The organism is Streptomyces sp. JLBJ103 (assembly GCF_058215575.1).
In genome coordinates, this window is sequence record NZ_CM177089.1 from 438,386 (window position 1) to 453,009 (window position 14,624).

Below are 14,624 nucleotides of genomic sequence, written 5' to 3' on the forward strand. Positions count from 1 at the left end.
GTCGACGGAGGTGCTCCCGGTATGACAGGTCCGCTCACGGCTCTACGCGCACGGCGCTCGCCGGATCAGGCGGAGGCGCGCGAGGAGAAGCGGGCGGAAGATGCCGGGCGCTCCAGACGGCGGCGGAAGCGGCCGGCCCAGCGGACCGGGATACGCCGCTTCTTCACCTGGCGGAAGTTGCTGATCTACGTCCTCTCCCTGTTCACCCTGCTCATCGGGGCGTTCATGGTGCTCTACTACGCCATCGACATCCCCAAGGCCAATGCCCAGGCGAAGGCTGAGAGCAATGTGTACAAGTTCAGCGACGGTACGATCCTGGCCCGCACGGGCGATATCAACCGTGAGTCGGTGCCCATCAGCAAGGTGCCCAAGCCGGTGCAGCGCGCCTTCGTCGCCGCCGAGAACAAGTCCTTCTACCAGGACTCGGGCGTCGATCCGATGGGTGTGCTGCGCGGCTTGGTCAACACCGCGTCCGGGAAGGGCGCACAGGGCGGTTCGACCATCACCCAGCAGTACGTCAAGAACTACTACCTGAGCCAGGAACAGACGGTCACCCGCAAGATCAAGGAGCTGGTGATCTCGCTCAAGGTCGACCAGCGCAACTCCAAGGACGACATCCTCGCCGGATATCTGAACACCAGTTACTTCGGGCGGGTGGCCTACGGTATCCAGGCCGCGGCCCGCGCCTACTACGACAAGGAGGTCGGTGACCTCACGGTCGAGGAAGGCGCCTATCTGGCGGCGCTGGTGCAGGCCCCCAGCCAGTACGACTTGGCGGTGGCGAGTCCGACGGGCAAACGGATGGTCATGCAGCGCTGGAACTATGTGCTGAACAACATGGTCGAAATGGGCTGGCTGGACCGGGCGGAACGGCAGAAGATGCGCTTCCCCGCGCCCGTAGCGCCCAAGCCCGCCCCCGGCCTCGGCGGCCGGGCCGGATATCTGGTCGACGCGGCCCGCAATGAGCTGATCGCCTCGGGCGTCAGCGAGCAGGAACTCGCCGCCGGAGGCTGGACGATCACGCTCCATGTCGATCCCGCCAAGCAGCGGGCTCTGGAGGACTCCATGGCGCTGGCGCTCGGGAAGCCCGGCGCCGAGAGTAAGTCGGGCGGGGACACGAAGAACATCCAGGGCGGCGCGGTCTCGGTGGACCCGAGAAGCGGCCGGGTCCTCGCGCTCTACGGCGGCCGGGACTACACCAAGCACTACCTCAACAACGCCACCCGCGGCGACTACCAGGTGGGTCCGGTCTTCGAACCGGTCTCCTTCGCCTCGGCGATGGACAGCAAACTGGAGCACAGCGGCAAGGCCGAAGTGCCGGCCTCGGCGCGCCGCACTGCTGGCAAGCTCGGCATGGACACCGAGGGAGACGGCTTCCGGTCCTGGGAGTCGGTGCGGCTGGGGCTGATGGGGTCCAGTCCGCTGCGGATGGCCGGGGTCTACGCCTCGTTCGCCCAGCACGGCAAGAAGGTCACCCCGTCCCTGGTGAAGTCGGCCGAACGCGGCGACGAGACGGCGCGGCTGCCGCAGGCGGTGGGCGACCAGGCGATCGGGCGGAGCACGGCCGACATGGTCACCCGCACGATGCTCCCCGACCGCCCGCCCGCGGCAGGGTCCGTCCAGCGACCCGTCGCGAGCAAGGGCGGGGTCTCCGACGACAAGAAGGCGTCCTGGTACATCGGCTACACCCCCGAACTGGTCACCTCCATGGCCCTGTTCGGCGAGAACGCCAAGACCAAGAAGCCGATCAGGCTGCCGCAGGCCGGTAACCGCCGGCTGGCCTCGCTGTGGAACGCCTACACCAACCAGGCGCTGCGCGACACTCCCCCGTCCGGATTCGACATCGAACCCGGGACGGGGAAGGGGGAGCTGCTGTCCCCGGGGCCGAGGAACACCGGACTACCGCCCGGCCAGCCCGGGAGCGATGACCGCGAGAAGAAGGACAAGCCCGCCCAGTAGTGAGCCCACCAGCAGACGGCGGCGCAGCGCGCGATAGATCTCCTGGTACTCGGCCCGGAGGTCTTCGCAGCGCCGCGCCACCTGCCGCAGGTTCTGCTCGGTGACGGTCAACTGGTCCTGGACGTAGAGGCGTTCGATCTCCGCCCGCTGGGCGGAGGTCAGCCATTCCATCCGCCCGGTGAAGCGGCGTGCCCGCTCCCGGGCGGTGTCGCGTTCCCGGTGGAGCAGCAGATAGCCCTCGATGCGGTTGATTCCGGCGGCGACGCCCCCGGACCCGGTGGCTCCGGCGGCGCTCACGCCACGGTCTCCTTCCGCTCGGCGTCGGGCACGGGATCGGGGTGGTGGAGGTCGAAGGCGGGGGATTCGGAGCGGATCTTCGGCAGCACGGTGAAGTTGTGGCGCGGCGGCGGGCAGGAGGTCGCCCACTCCAGCGAACGGCCGTAGCCCCACGGATCGTCGGTGTCGACCTTCTCGCCGTACTTGGCCGTCTTCCAGACGTTGTAGAAGAACGGCAGGATCGACAGGCCCAGCACGAAGGAGCTGACGGTGGAGAGGGTGTTGAGGGTCGTGAAGCCGTCGGCGGCCAGGTAGTCGGGGATCCTGCGGAGCATGCCTTCCGCGCCCAGCCAGTGCTGGACCAGGAAGGTGCCGTGGAAGCCGAGGAAGAGCGTCCAGAAGGTGATTTTCCCGAGCCGCTCGTCCAGCATCTTGCCGGTGAACTTCGGCCACCAGAAGTGGAAGCCGGCGAACATCGCGAACACCACGGTGCCGAAGATGACGTAGTGGAAGTGGGCGACCACGAAGTAGGTGTCGGAGACGTGGAAGTCCAGGGGTGCCGAGGCCAGGATGACACCAGTGAGTCCGCCGAAGACAAAGGTGATGAGGAAGCCCATGGCCCACAGCATGGGTGTCTCGAAGCTCAGCGACCCCTTCCACATGGTGCCGATCCAGTTGAAGAACTTGATACCGGTCGGAACCGCGATCAGCAGTGTCATGAAGGAGAAGAAGGGCAACAGTACGCCGCCCGTCACATACATGTGGTGTGCCCAGACCGTGACCGACAGACCGGCGATGGATATCGTCGCGGCGATCAGCGAGATGTAACCGAACATCGGCTTGCGGGAGAAGACCGGGATGACCTCGGAAATGATCCCGAAGAACGGCAGCGCGATGATGTACACCTCTGGATGGCCGAAGAACCAGAAGAGGTGTTGCCAGAGCAGCGCCCCGCCGTTGGCCGCGTCGAAGATGTGCGCCCCGAATTTGCGGTCCGCCTCCAGGGCGAACAGTGCGGCGGCCAGCACCGGGAAGGCCAGCAGCACCAGCACGCCGGTGAGCAGGACGTTCCAGACGAAGATCGGCATCCGGAACATCGTCATGCCCGGAGCGCGCATGCAGATGATGGTGGTGATGAAGTTGACCGCACCGAGGATCGTGCCGAAGCCGGAGAAGGCCAGACCCATGATCCACATGTCCGCGCCCACACCCGGTGAACGGACCGCGTCCGACAGCGGGGAGTAGGCGAACCAGCCGAAGTCGGCCGCGCCCTGCGGAGTGAGGAAACCACCCACCGCGATCAGCGAGCCGAAGAGGTACAGCCAGTACGCGAACATGTTCAGCCGCGGGAACGCCACATCGGGCGCACCGATCTGCAACGGCATGATCCAGTTGGCGAAGCCCGCGAACAGCGGGGTGGCGAACATCAGCAGCATGATCGTGCCATGCATGGTGAACGCCTGGTTGAACTGCTCGTTCGACATCAGTTGCAGACCGGGGCGGGCCAACTCGGCGCGCATCAGCAGCGCCATGACCCCGCCGATGCAGAAGAACGCGAACGATGTGACGAGGTAGAGGGTGCCGATCGTCTTGTGGTCGGTGGTGGTCAGCCACCGGACGACCGTGGACCCGGGTCGGGTGCGGCGGGCCGGAAGGGCCTCCGGCGGTGCCGCGACAACACTGTTGTGACTCATGTCCGGTAGGTGTCCGGCACCCCGCGGATCGCCACAGGCAGGCCGCTGAAATCTTTCTTCTCGACAGGTGTGATGATCGGCGCTGTGCCGGACACCTACGGATCATGAGCACCGACGAAGCCTTCGATGCCGCCTATCGCGAGCATTACTGGGCGGTCAGCCGCTTCGTGGCACGACGCCTCGGCGATCAGACGGCGGATGTCGAGGAGGTGGTCGCCGAGGTCTTCGCGGTGGCCTGGCGGCGCCGTGCCGAACTGCCCGAGCCACCGCTGCCGTGGCTGTACGGCGTGGCCCGGCACTGTCTGGCCAACACCGTGCGCGGCCGGGGCCGCTATCGCAGACTGCTGGCCAGACTGGGGCATCACGAGATGACCCGCGGCCCGCGCACGGTGCCGGCCCCCGACGCGGAGCGGCCGGGCTCCTGGGTGCTGGAGGCGCTGGCCCGGCTCGGCGAAGCCGACCAGGAGGTGCTGCGGCTGACGGCCTGGGAGGAGCTGTCCGTCGACGAGGTGAGCACGGTGCTGGGATGCGGCCGGTCGGCGGCGGCCATGCGGCTGCACCGGGCACGGCGGCGGCTGCGGACGGAGATCGATCGGCTGCGGCGTACGGATCCGGTCGCGCTGGGGTGCGCGAGCGGGACGACAGGCAACACGGCGAGCGACAAGGACGGGCGACCATGACCGATGAACTGGAACTCCTGCGCGACGCCGATCCCGTGTCCGCCGAGACCGGGCCCTGGCGGGACCGCCCGCTGGACGCACGCGCCGAACTCCTGCTGCGGAGGCTGGGCCTCCAGCGGCGGCGCCGTACTGTCCGGCTCAGGCTGCTCGCCGTCGAGGGCGTGGCGGCGGCCGCCGTCCTCGCCCTCGCGCTGACCGTCCCGGGCGGCAGCGCCCCGGCGGCCACCGCCGCCGACCTGGTGGCCGCGCCCCGACCGCTGGTGGCACATGCCTCCCGCGCCGATGTACCGCTGGCGGAGATCGCCCGGCGGGCGCGTGCGGCGGCAAAGGCGACCCCGGGCAAGAGTGTGATGGGCAGCCATGTGCAGAGCTGGTCGATGGGGATGGAGGAGGGGAAGGACACGGTGACGACACCCGTGGAGTCGCTGACCCGCTGGAACGAGGACGGGAGCGGCTCCGTGCTCGAAGTGGCCACCGATCCGCGCTATCCGGGCCGTCCGGTCATCGACGACAGTACGCCGCCCCGTACCGTCCACGACGGCAAGGTGCTGCGCCGGGAGAAATACCCGAAGGGCACCTACGGAGCCAACCAGGACTACTTCGAGGCCCCTCCGGCCGGTGTCGCCGAGTTGCGCTCCTATCTCGCGGCGTGGCTGCCCGGCGCGGACAAGGACCCGGCGTCGCTGCTCTCGGCCGTCCAGTCGTTCCAGTCGGTGTGGACATTGGGCCCGCGCCAGATCGCGGACGTCGCCACCCTGCTGTCCCAGGTCGAGGGGATGCGCCCGGCGGGCCGGGTCACCGACCGGCTGGGGCGGGAGGGGCAGGGGTTCCGGTTGTCCACCGAGAGCGGGGGCCGGTATCTGGTCATCCTCGACCCGGACGACGGACGGCTGCTGGACCTCGAGCTGACGGCCACCCGGGCCGAACCCGAATACCGGCTCAAGGCGGGCGATGTGCTCTTCTACACCGCCTGGCGGGGGTGACCGGAGCCCGTCCCGGCGCGGGCGGGGATCAGGAGCCGTCCGGCTGGCAGTGTGGGCACCAGGTGCTGGTACGCCCCGCGATCCGGCCGCGGCGCAGCGGGCGGCCACAGCGGGGACAGTGCGGATCGGGGTCGTCGCGGTGGCCGGTGAGCCAGCCGGACCGGGCGGGCACCTGTCCCGCCCGTACGGAGGTGCGCAGCACCTGGCGCATCGCGGTGTGCAGCCGTCGGCGCTCGTCCGGTTCCAGTGTGTCCGCGCGGTGTTGGGGATGGATCCGGGCCCGCCACAGGATCTCGTCGCCGAGCAGATTGCCGAGTCCGGCGACGACGGACTGGTCGATCAGGGTGGCCTTGACACCCCCGCGCCGGTCCGCCAGCCGTTCGTCGAGTCCGGCCCGGTCCAGGGTGAGCGCGTCGGGTCCCTGGGGGCCGAGGATGCGGTCGATGTCGGTGTCGGTGGCGGCGAGCCAGATGCCGCGCAGCTTGCGCTGGTCCTCGTAGCCGAGGCGGTGGCCGTCGTCGAGGGTGAGGGCCACCCGCTCGAACCGGCCGGGCTCCGCCCCCTCCTCGGCGCAGACCAGCCGTCCGGTCATCCCGAAGTGCAGCAGCAGCGAGGGTCCGTCGGTGGGGGCGATCAGCCACTTGCCGTGCCGCCGGGGCGCGGCGAAGCGGCGGCCTTCCAGTTCGCGCCGCAGCCGCCCCGGTGTCACGCCGTGCAGCACGCCCGGGTCGGCCACGTCGACCCGCTCGACGCGGCGGCCCTGTGTGCAGGAGGCCAGCGTGCGCCGGAACCCCTCGACATCAGGCAGCTCGGGCATAGCGCCAGACTACGTTCGGGCCGCGGGGCGCGCATGTGCGCGCCCCTGTCCCCGGTCAGCGACCGGGGACAGCGGACGCCGTGACTCTCAAGGGGCCGGGGCCTCGGACAGCGCGGGTGCCGCGCCGCCGAACTCCTCGACCGCGCCCGCGACGATGGCCTCCAGCCGGGCGTGGTGGGCGCCGCGCCAGTAGACGCGCTCACAGGCGGTGCAGCGGGCGAAGACGTCGTAGGTGCGCCGGGTGCCGTGCTCCAGCTGTTCCCGGACCGCCTCCTTGTCGGCGTCCTCCAGCGGTCCGTTGCAGGCGGTGCAGCGGGTCCACGGCGCCAGGGGCGGAGTGAACCGGCCGAGCACATCGCGCAGTTGCTCATGGGGGCGGTCGCTGTAGACGTACGCCCCCGCCCACAGCTCGCGCCTCCGCAGCAGCCCCCGGTCGCGGGAGAGCATCACCCGGCGCTGGGAGGCGGAGAGCGCGGCGAGCGCCGGGTCGCCGATGTCCTCGCTCTCGTACGCGGCGTCCACGCCCAGCAGCCGCAGCCGCCGTGCGAGCGTGCCCAGGTGCACATCGAGCAGAAAGCGCAGCGGGGCGCCCGGCACCCGCTGCGGCCGGACCACCGGGCGCACCTCGACGGTCTCCCCCGCGCGCGGCACATGCGACACCGGGGTCTCCCGGCCGTCCACGAGCAGGGTGCCGACCTCGGTGAGCGGGACCCCGACCGACTCGATCACATGCCCGAGGGTGGAGGCTCCGTCGGTGACGAGGGCCGTCCGTGCGCGGCGCCGCTCGGGGACGGCGAAAAACCGCAGTTCGGGGGCGAGGCTGAGGTGGATCTCCGGTCCGTTCACACCGCCAGCATGCCAGGCGCACGGGCGCGGACGCGATCACTTATGCCGCCCGGTACGGGCCCGCGGCGGAGCAGGATCCGCAGCTGGCGAGAATCCGTTGAAGCATGGCAATCACGCCACTGCTCATGATCGCGTACCAGGGCTGACGTCGGCGGCCGTCCGACGCCCGGGAGCGGGCGGGCAGGCGAAGCTGCTCTACCCTGATCCGGGCATCGGCGGGCTGCTCGTGCTGCGCCTGCTCAGCGCTCCGGCGCGCGGTTAGCCGTCAGTCGCGCACCGTGGCCGGCGACAGCGCGGGCAGCAGACGGTAGGCGTTGTCCCTGTTGATACCGCGCCGCTGGATCCCGTTGAGCGCCGGGTCGTTGTCGAGAGCGGGCGCCGTGACATCCGTGACGACGCGGGTCGGGGTCGGCGGCCAGTCGCTCCCGTAGAGGATCCGGGAAGCGTCCACGGCTGACAGCAGACTGGGGGTGGCGTAGGGGGACATGGGGCCCGCGGTGTCGTAGTAGAAGCGATGCAGATAGTCGCGGACCCGGGAGCCCTCCACCTTCGGGGTGAGCTGATCGCTGAAGGTCTCCAGGCGGCTTGCGAGATACGGCAGGAAGCCACCGCCGTGCGGCAGGATGAAGGTGAGGTTCGGGTAGCGGTCCAGTGTTCCGTTGACGATGAGGCTGATGGCGGCACGGGTGGTGTCCATCAGGAAGTCGCACAGGAACGGCGGCACTCCCGGCAACCCGGCCTCGTCGCCGGGCAGTTCCATGGGGTGGGTGCTGATGACGGCGGAGCGTTCATCGAGCTCCGCCAGCAGCGCGTCATGGGACGGATCGCCGAGGAAGGTCCCGCGGACACTGGTGCGCGTGCTCACCCCGACCGCGCCGAGCTCGTCCATGCCGTAGGCCACGGACCAGCGCGACAGCTCCATACTGTCCAGGAAGATCGGAGCGAAGAAGGCGAAGCGCTCGGGATGGGCACTGACGAGATCGCCCGCGGAGCGCAGTGCGACACGGGCGCTCTCCTTGCGCAGCCGGGGCTCCCGCAGACGCCCCAGCATCGCGACGGTGAGCACACTGGTGCGGATGCCCGCCCCGTCCATCAGGGTGAGCGCGCTGTCCAGGTCCCACTGTGTCCACCACGGAAGCCTGCCGCGCTGGACGACTCCCTTGCTCTCGGCCCAGGTGAGCCATTCCGGCGCGGTGTAGTGGTGGTGGACGTCCACCCGTGACCGCCGTGCGTCATCCCCCGGCGGTGTGCTGGAGCGATCCGCCGGGACGGAGTCATCGGTGAGTGCTGTGTCTGAGGTGTTGAGCGGTGACATCGGACTCCTCGGGAACGTCAGGGGTGAACGGAACGGTGCCGGGCGGGTGTTCAGCGGCCCGAGCCACGCCCGAGGACCTCCAGGAGCGCATCCGCCAGCTCCTGTTCCGCGTTGACCGGCATGCTCTGGGCCCGCCAGGCCACAAACCCGTCCGGCCGCACCAGCACCGCCCCCTCCCGTGTGGTGCCATGGATCTCCGCCCAGTCCGCACCGCCCCGGACCGTGAGGTCGGCGTCGGCGGAGGAGCCGACGAGGTAGGCGTCCATCGGGACGTCGAGCTTCTCCGCCACCGTACGGGCGACGGCCCGCCAGTCCGCCCCGGCCTCTCCGCAGAGCAGGACGAAGGAGCGTTCGTACAGATCGATGGTGGAGACCTCCGCGCCATCGCGGGTGAGCCACATATGGGGTGCGCGGGTGCCGGGGTCACCGCGCAACTCGAAGGTGTCCGGCACGATGGGGGCCTCCGGGTCCCCGCCGACGACCGCGCTGGACTGGTAGCGGTAGCACAGGGCCGTGGTCACCAGGTCGGTACCGGTCTTCGCCGACTGGGAGGCGGAGTACCCCGGGTGTTGTTCCAGGGAGGCCTGGAGCGTGGCCCGCGCGCTGGTGGCCTCCGCCACCGGTCGGCGTTCCACCTCGTAGGTGTCCAGCAGTTCGGGGGCCGCCCAGCCGCGGAGCACCGCGGCCACCTTCCAGGCCAGGTTGTGGGCGTCCTGGATACCGGTGTTGGAGCCGAACGCGCCGGTGGGCGGCATCTCGTGCACCGAGTCGCCCATGAGGAACACCCGCCCGGTGCGGTAGCTGTCGGCCACCCGGTCCGCCGCGTGCCAGGGCGCCTTCCCGGTGACCTCCACATCCAGGTCGGGGACGCCCGCACCGGCCCGGATGTGCTCGACGCACCGGTCTTCCGTGAAGTCCTCGATGGTTTCCCCGCTTTCGGGCTTCCAGGGCATATGGAAGACCCACTGCTCCTTGTTGTCGACGGGCAGCAGCACACCCTCCCCGGCCGGATCGGTGATGTAACACACCACGAAGGGCTGGTCACCCGCCACATCGCGGAGCGCCTTGCTGCGGAAGGTGACGCTGATGTTGTGGAAGAGGTCCCCGCGTCCGGTGTGCCCGATCCCGAGGCGTTCGCGTGCGGGGCTGCGCGGTCCGTCGGCGGCCAGCAGGTAGTCGGTGCGGACCGTGTACGTCTCACCGGAGTCCCGGGAGCGCAACACGGCCTGCACCGCGCGCTCGTCCTGCGTGAAGGACACCAGCTCCGTACTGAAACGCACATCGCCGCCCAGTTGGCGGGCGTGGTCCAGAAGGACCGGCTCCAGGTCGTTCTGGCTGCATGCGCACCGGAAGGTCGAGCTCTTCTCGGCCTCCGGCGGCTTGCCGGTGATCCGCGGGTAGATCCATCGCCGCTTGCCCCCGGACAGGATGTCCACCTGGAGGATCCCGTCGTTCTTGGACAGGATCGCCGCCGCTTTCCTGATGTCCGGCTCCAGGCCCGCGGTGCGGTACAACTCCATCGTCCGCATGTTGTTGCCGCGGCCACGCGGATGGGCCGAGGTGGCCGAGTGGCGCTCGATCAGAGTGTGTTCGACGCCGAGGCGTCCGAGAAACACGGATGCAGACAGGCCGACGAGCGATCCCCCCACGATCAGCACGGGCACATGGTCGTTGTCTTGGGCTTTCATCTCCCGGCGTCCTCCATCTGCATCGACGGCATGGTGCCGCGGACTTGTTGTCCGCGGTCTCCCTGTGCACCATGCTGACCACGGCCCGCACGGGCGCATCACCGGCGCGTCGTTTCGGTGCTTGACGGGGGCGAATGAGTGAATGCGGTTTCGTTCCGGCTCCGGCCGGGGAGCACACCGCGCTCATGGCGGAGCGCTGTCGGCCGTGGGCAGGTCAGGGCCGGGCTCGTGCGCTCTTGCGCCGCTGACGGCGCCAGGCGACCAGCCGCAGATACTCCTCGTGCAGCACCCGGCCCAGCAGCGCCCCGCCGAAGACCACGTATCCGACGCCCACCAGCCAGGACTGGACGACCAGCACGGTGCCGACCGGGCCGTAGGAGACCGCGCTGGAGGCGATCAGCGGGGAGAACACCAGCTGGGAGAAGACCCGCAGCCCGAACAGCCCGACGCCCGTCGCCAGCGCGCCGGGCAGCAGGGCGCCCCAGCTGATCCGCCCGCCCAGCAGCAGCCGCTGCGACCACCAGAAGAACAGCACGGTGCTCACCACGGCGATGAGCACCCGGCTGACACCGGGGCCCAGATGCGAGGACAGCAGCAGATAGGCGATGAGCACCACGAGCCACACCAGATGGCGCCAGACGTTGTGCCAGCGCCCGGGGGGCAGTTCCCACACCTTCTCGTAGCCGGTCTGCACCGCCGCGCCGAAGCTCAGTCCGAAGATGGCCAGGGTCGCCAGACCGAACGCCGTGGTGGTCTCCAGTGCCCGTTTCGGCGGGGCGAACAGCTGCTTCACCTCGTCCTGCGAGGAGCCGGACACTCCCAGCCCCTCGGCCAGCCACTGGGCGAAGCCATGGCGGTTCACCGGGTCGGCGGCGGCGACCACGATGAGCAGCGGCACCAGGGTGAGAAAGCCGAGCGCGGCGAAGCCCAACGCCCGGTGCAGCAGCTCGAACTCACTGCCCCGCCGCCAGCCGCGGCCCGCCGGGGAGCGGTGGAACAGGTGGTGCAGCCGCTCGAACGGTGAGCCGTGCCGATGCCGGTGCTCCTGGCCGGGCTTGTGCTCATGCTCGTGCTCGTGTCCACGCCCCGGGGATCCGGAAGAATTCTCGGACATCGCCACTTCCCTGTCCGCACCGAAGGCTCGGACCCGGGCACGCGGAAACGCGCGCCGGATGGCGCGCGCACCACGAGTCCCCCTCAGTACGGGTGTCGGTCGGCCTTTTCCATCCATGCCTTGTACGCCTCGGCGCCGAGCTCGGGGTGGATCTGCTCGATCAGGATCCTGCGCTGGTCCAGCGGTTTCTGGAAGTCCTCGTACTGGAAGGCGTCATCGAAGCCGATCTTCGCGGTGGCGGCCAGGTCACAGCTGAAGTAGACGGCGTCGATACGCGACCAGTAGATGGCGCTCATGCACATCGGGCACGGTGCGCCGCTGATGTATATCGCGCAGCCCTGGAGCATCCGGGCGCGCTCCGGCACCGGGTCGGGCGATCCCTCGGGCCGTGGCACGAGTTCGAGTGTGCTCTCGTTGACATGCTCCCCGTCGATGCTGGGCGCTTCGGGGTTGAGCACCTGGATCGCCTTGTGGATGGTCTCGATCTCGGCGTGGGCGGTGGGATCGCCGGTCAGGAGCACACGGTTCTGTCCACGGGCGATGATCTCGCCATTGCGGCTGATCACGGCGCCGAACGGACCGCCCCAGCCGTTTTCCACGGATTCGGTGGCCAGCCGCACCGCTTCGGCCAGGAACTCCTGCTTCGCCATGTCAAACCTCCGCTCGGCTCTGCGCGCCGGTGTCGGCACCCCTGCGGAACGCTCGGTTTGTCCCATAAATTCCGTTTGATCTAGACTACTCGGCATGGATGCCCGTGCAACCCACGGCTCCACCGGAGCCGGGGCAACGGTGGTGACCTCGCAGAAGGTCCGCCCAGGACGCGACGAGGACTACAAGCGCTGGCAGGAGAAGACCAACCGGACAGCGCGCGGATTCGACGGCTTCGAGGGCACCGAGCTGTATCCGCCGGGCCCCGGCCAGGAGAACGAGTGGGTGGTGGTCTTCCGGTTCTCCCGGATCGATCAGCTCACCAGCTGGCTGCGGTCCACGGCCCGTCAGGAGCTCCTGGACGAGGCACGCCCGCTGTTCGAGGCACCGCCCACCCAGGAGGTGCTCAGCGGCGGAACGCCCGCGGAGGAGCCGGAGGTCGTCACGGCGGTCATCTCCCATGAGATCCGCCCCGGAAGCGAACAGCCCTTCCTGCACTGGCAGGACAAGGCGCTCAAGGCCCAGGAGAAGTTCCCCGGCTTCATGGGGTCGGAGCTGTTCCGCCCGGTACCGGGGATCCAGGACCACTGGGTGGTGGCCTTCCGCTTCGACTCCCGTGAACACCTCGACGCATGGCTGGAGTCCGACACCCGGAAGAAGCTGCTGAAGGAGGGCGAGAAGTACTTCACGCACTACGACGTGCGGAAGATCGGCTCACCGTTCAGCGGCTGGTTCCGCTTCGGGGAGGGGGCGGACCAGGGCATCCCGCCGAACTGGAAACAGGCCATGTCCGTGGTACTGGCCCTCTATCCGACGGTGATGATCCTCAACCTGACGGCGGGCTACGGCCTCGACGAGGCGGGTGTGCCGGGCTACGCCGCCCTGTTCATCGGCAACGTCCTGAGCGTCTCCATCCTGACCTGGCTGGCGATGCCCCTGGTGAACCGGGCACTCGCCTTCTGGCTGCTGCCCGGCCGGGCACGCACCCTGCGGGTCCATGTGGCGGGTGCCGTACTGGTCGCCCTGTGCTACGGGCTGCTCGTCGTCCTCTTCGGGCTCACCGCCTAGGGTCCGCCGCGCGGCCCTGCCCGTCGGCTACGCGGTCACCGCCACGGCCTCACCCGTGTCCGCGTCCAGGACACTCACCCGTACCGCGGGCTCACGCACCGGGTCGCGGCCGGCCGCCGCGTCGAGGGCGAAGAGCACCACCACCGGCCGTACGGCTCCGTCTCCCGCGTGCACCCCGGCGTACTGGAGGATGCGCCAGCCGCCGTCGTCCCAGTGGTCCAGCAGCGCGGAGCGCACCAGGGGCGCGGCGCGTTGCCAGGCCAGTGAGCGTTCCAGCAGTTCGACCGTGGCGGCCACCGGCACCCGGGTGACCGCACGCGTCCCGTCGAGCGGATGCCCGGTCAACCGCAGCCGCAGTACGCGCCACGGCTGCCGCCGGTGGTCGGGCGCGAGGACCAGCGCCACGGCCACCGCCGTGAGGACGGCGCCCGCGGCGGCGGCCGGCTGGCGCGGGGCCGTGGCCCACCAGGGGTGCCCGGCCATAGTGACGGCCACCCCGCCCACCAGGACCACGGCGGCGCGGGCGAACGCGCGGACCCCGACCGGTCCGTCGTCCCCGGCCGTACAGCCGCAGGAGGACCCGGGCGCGGCGTACCGGGCGTAGCCGAGATAGCCGAGGAAACCCGCGCCGAGGGCGATGGCCGCCCCGCCCGTGGCCGCCGACGGCGGCAGCGCCAGCAGCGCCGCGCACAGCAGCAGTTCGAGCGCGCCGAGACCGCGCAGGACGCGGGCCGCCCGGTGGCCGCCGCGTACCAGCCGGGCCAGCGCGGTACGGGACGCCGACGTCCCGGCCCTCCGGCCGAAGAGCTTGCCCGCACCGGCCGTCCCCAGCACCCCGGCGAGCAGCGGTGCGGCCAGGTCCACGGCCACGGTGGCGGCGGTGGTCACCGGCGGTGTCCCGCCCCCGGCCCGACCGACAGCCGCACCAGCTCCACGGAGTTGTCGGACGGCCGCCAGGCGCCGAGCACCTGGGCGTCCTGCCCGATGCGCAGCCGGGAGAGATCGGCGGTGGGAGCGGCACCGGAGTAGGAGACGCTGGTGGTGTCGGCGAGCACATGGCCGACGATCTCGTGGGAGCCATGGGCGAGATGCAGTCGGGTCTTCTCGATCCCGCGGACCGTGGTGTGGAGGTTGACGATGTTGACCCACACCGCGTCGGCGGCCAGGGTCCCGTCGGGCATCGGCACACCGCGGGCGTAGAGGCCGTCGCCGGTCTCGATGGCGGCGGCGGTCGTGGCGCGCACCTTCCAGACGCTGGTGGCGCCGGTGACCTGGACCCGGGCGTACTCGCCCCAGGAGCCCGCGACCTCCAGCAGCCCGCCGTCGATCCAGGTGATCCGCCCCTCCACGAACGAGCCGTCGGCGGCCGCGGGGTCCAGGGAGCGCAAGGGCGCGGCGAAGGCGGCCTCGGCGTCCACGGCGCCCAGGGCGGTGGCCCCGACCACACCGCTGCCGACGACGGTGGCGCCGCGGAGGGCGGCGGCGGTCAGAAAGCGCCGACGGTCCAGGGGGCTGCCGGTCCGGTACGCGCTCATG

General features: G+C 70.2%; 13 protein-coding genes and 1 pseudogene. 4 read left to right on the plus strand and 10 right to left on the minus strand.

The window, feature by feature from the left end; genetic code table 11:
• Positions 1 to 21: 21 nt before the first annotated feature.
• Positions 22 to 1,959, plus strand: a complete 1,938-nt coding sequence (locus AC4BEG_RS01775; protein ID WP_490704131.1) for a transglycosylase domain-containing protein — start codon at positions 22 to 24, stop codon at positions 1,957 to 1,959.
• On the opposite strand, the gene AC4BEG_RS01780 is transcribed toward AC4BEG_RS01775, so the two are convergent.
• Together AC4BEG_RS01780 and ctaD are read right to left on the minus strand one after the other, a co-directional pair.
• Positions 1,900 to 2,256, minus strand: coding sequence for a hypothetical protein (locus AC4BEG_RS01780; RefSeq protein ID WP_490704132.1), 357 nt, complete (start codon positions 2,254 to 2,256; stop codon positions 1,900 to 1,902). The two genes, AC4BEG_RS01775 and AC4BEG_RS01780, sit on opposite strands and share 60 nt — an antisense overlap.
• Before the next feature lie 35 nt (positions 2,257 to 2,291).
• Positions 2,292 to 3,929: pseudogene (gene ctaD, locus AC4BEG_RS01785) on the minus strand (aa3-type cytochrome oxidase subunit I); the annotation flags it as partial.
• Between the two features lie 104 nt (positions 3,930 to 4,033).
• Here ctaD and AC4BEG_RS01790 point away from each other — a divergent pair.
• Positions 4,034 to 4,609 (plus strand): RNA polymerase sigma factor, encoded by a 576-nt coding sequence (locus AC4BEG_RS01790; protein WP_490704133.1) that lies wholly within the window; start codon positions 4,034 to 4,036, stop codon positions 4,607 to 4,609.
• Positions 4,606 to 5,592, plus strand: coding sequence for a CU044_5270 family protein (locus AC4BEG_RS01795; protein WP_490704134.1), 987 nt, complete (start codon positions 4,606 to 4,608; stop codon positions 5,590 to 5,592). Before AC4BEG_RS01790 ends, AC4BEG_RS01795 begins: the two co-directional genes overlap by 4 nt.
• Positions 5,593 to 5,620: 28 nt before the next feature.
• Here AC4BEG_RS01795 and AC4BEG_RS01800 read toward each other — a convergent pair whose 3' ends face one another.
• The 6 genes from AC4BEG_RS01800 to AC4BEG_RS01825 form a co-directional block, all read right to left on the minus strand.
• Positions 5,621 to 6,409 (minus strand): Fpg/Nei family DNA glycosylase, encoded by a 789-nt coding sequence (locus tag AC4BEG_RS01800; RefSeq protein ID WP_490704135.1) that lies wholly within the window; start codon positions 6,407 to 6,409, stop codon positions 5,621 to 5,623.
• Between the two features lie 87 nt (positions 6,410 to 6,496).
• Positions 6,497 to 7,255, minus strand: coding sequence for a Mut7-C RNAse domain-containing protein (locus AC4BEG_RS01805; RefSeq protein WP_490704136.1), 759 nt, complete (start codon positions 7,253 to 7,255; stop codon positions 6,497 to 6,499).
• A gap of 265 nt (positions 7,256 to 7,520) precedes the next feature.
• Positions 7,521 to 8,570 carry an amidohydrolase family protein gene (locus AC4BEG_RS01810; protein WP_490704137.1) on the minus strand — a complete coding sequence of 350 codons (1,050 nt, stop codon included), beginning with the start codon at positions 8,568 to 8,570 and terminating at the stop codon, positions 7,521 to 7,523.
• 50 nt (positions 8,571 to 8,620) lie between these two features.
• Entirely contained in the window at positions 8,621 to 10,258 is a 1,638-nt protein-coding gene (locus tag AC4BEG_RS01815; RefSeq protein ID WP_490704138.1) for an FAD-dependent oxidoreductase, read from the minus strand.
• Between the two features lie 214 nt (positions 10,259 to 10,472).
• Positions 10,473 to 11,372, minus strand: coding sequence for a YhjD/YihY/BrkB family envelope integrity protein (locus tag AC4BEG_RS01820; RefSeq protein ID WP_490704139.1), 900 nt, complete (start codon positions 11,370 to 11,372; stop codon positions 10,473 to 10,475).
• A gap of 83 nt (positions 11,373 to 11,455) precedes the next feature.
• Complete coding sequence (locus tag AC4BEG_RS01825; protein ID WP_201876102.1) at positions 11,456 to 12,022, minus strand: nucleoside deaminase; 567 nt, start codon at positions 12,020 to 12,022, stop codon at positions 11,456 to 11,458.
• A 94-nt stretch (positions 12,023 to 12,116) separates the two neighbouring features.
• On the opposite strand from AC4BEG_RS01825, the gene AC4BEG_RS01830 reads away from it, so the two are divergent.
• Positions 12,117 to 13,088, plus strand: a complete 972-nt coding sequence (locus AC4BEG_RS01830) for an antibiotic biosynthesis monooxygenase (RefSeq protein WP_490704140.1) — start codon at positions 12,117 to 12,119, stop codon at positions 13,086 to 13,088.
• A gap of 27 nt (positions 13,089 to 13,115) precedes the next feature.
• Here AC4BEG_RS01830 and AC4BEG_RS01835 read toward each other — a convergent pair whose 3' ends face one another.
• Both AC4BEG_RS01835 and AC4BEG_RS01840 read right to left on the minus strand, forming a co-directional pair.
• Positions 13,116 to 13,976 carry a MauE/DoxX family redox-associated membrane protein gene (locus AC4BEG_RS01835; RefSeq protein WP_490704141.1) on the minus strand — a complete coding sequence of 287 codons (861 nt, stop codon included), beginning with the start codon at positions 13,974 to 13,976 and terminating at the stop codon, positions 13,116 to 13,118.
• Entirely contained in the window at positions 13,973 to 14,623 is a 651-nt protein-coding gene (locus AC4BEG_RS01840; RefSeq protein WP_490704142.1) for a cell wall protein, read from the minus strand. The genes AC4BEG_RS01835 and AC4BEG_RS01840 overlap by 4 nt, the downstream gene beginning before the upstream one ends.
• Position 14,624 lies beyond the last annotated feature (1 nt).

Excerpts from the sequence above, each read along its gene's own strand:
- AC4BEG_RS01775 (WP_490704131.1), top strand. The coding sequence starts at position 22 with ATGACAGGTCCGCTCACGGCTCTACGCGCACGGCGCTCGCCGGATCAG.
- AC4BEG_RS01840 (WP_490704142.1), bottom strand. The coding sequence starts at position 14,623 with ATGAGCGCGTACCGGACCGGCAGCCCCCTGGACCGTCGGCGCTTTCTG.
- AC4BEG_RS01810 (WP_490704137.1), bottom strand. The coding sequence starts at position 8,570 with ATGTCACCGCTCAACACCTCAGACACAGCACTCACCGATGACTCCGTC.
- AC4BEG_RS01830 (WP_490704140.1), top strand. The coding sequence starts at position 12,117 with ATGGATGCCCGTGCAACCCACGGCTCCACCGGAGCCGGGGCAACGGTG.
- AC4BEG_RS01815 (WP_490704138.1), bottom strand. The coding sequence starts at position 10,258 with ATGAAAGCCCAAGACAACGACCATGTGCCCGTGCTGATCGTGGGGGGA.
- AC4BEG_RS01820 (WP_490704139.1), bottom strand. The coding sequence starts at position 11,372 with ATGTCCGAGAATTCTTCCGGATCCCCGGGGCGTGGACACGAGCACGAG.
- AC4BEG_RS01800 (WP_490704135.1), bottom strand. The coding sequence starts at position 6,409 with ATGCCCGAGCTGCCTGATGTCGAGGGGTTCCGGCGCACGCTGGCCTCC.
- AC4BEG_RS01825 (WP_201876102.1), bottom strand. The coding sequence starts at position 12,022 with ATGGCGAAGCAGGAGTTCCTGGCCGAAGCGGTGCGGCTGGCCACCGAA.
- AC4BEG_RS01795 (WP_490704134.1), top strand. The coding sequence starts at position 4,606 with ATGACCGATGAACTGGAACTCCTGCGCGACGCCGATCCCGTGTCCGCC.
- AC4BEG_RS01790 (WP_490704133.1), top strand. The coding sequence starts at position 4,034 with ATGAGCACCGACGAAGCCTTCGATGCCGCCTATCGCGAGCATTACTGG.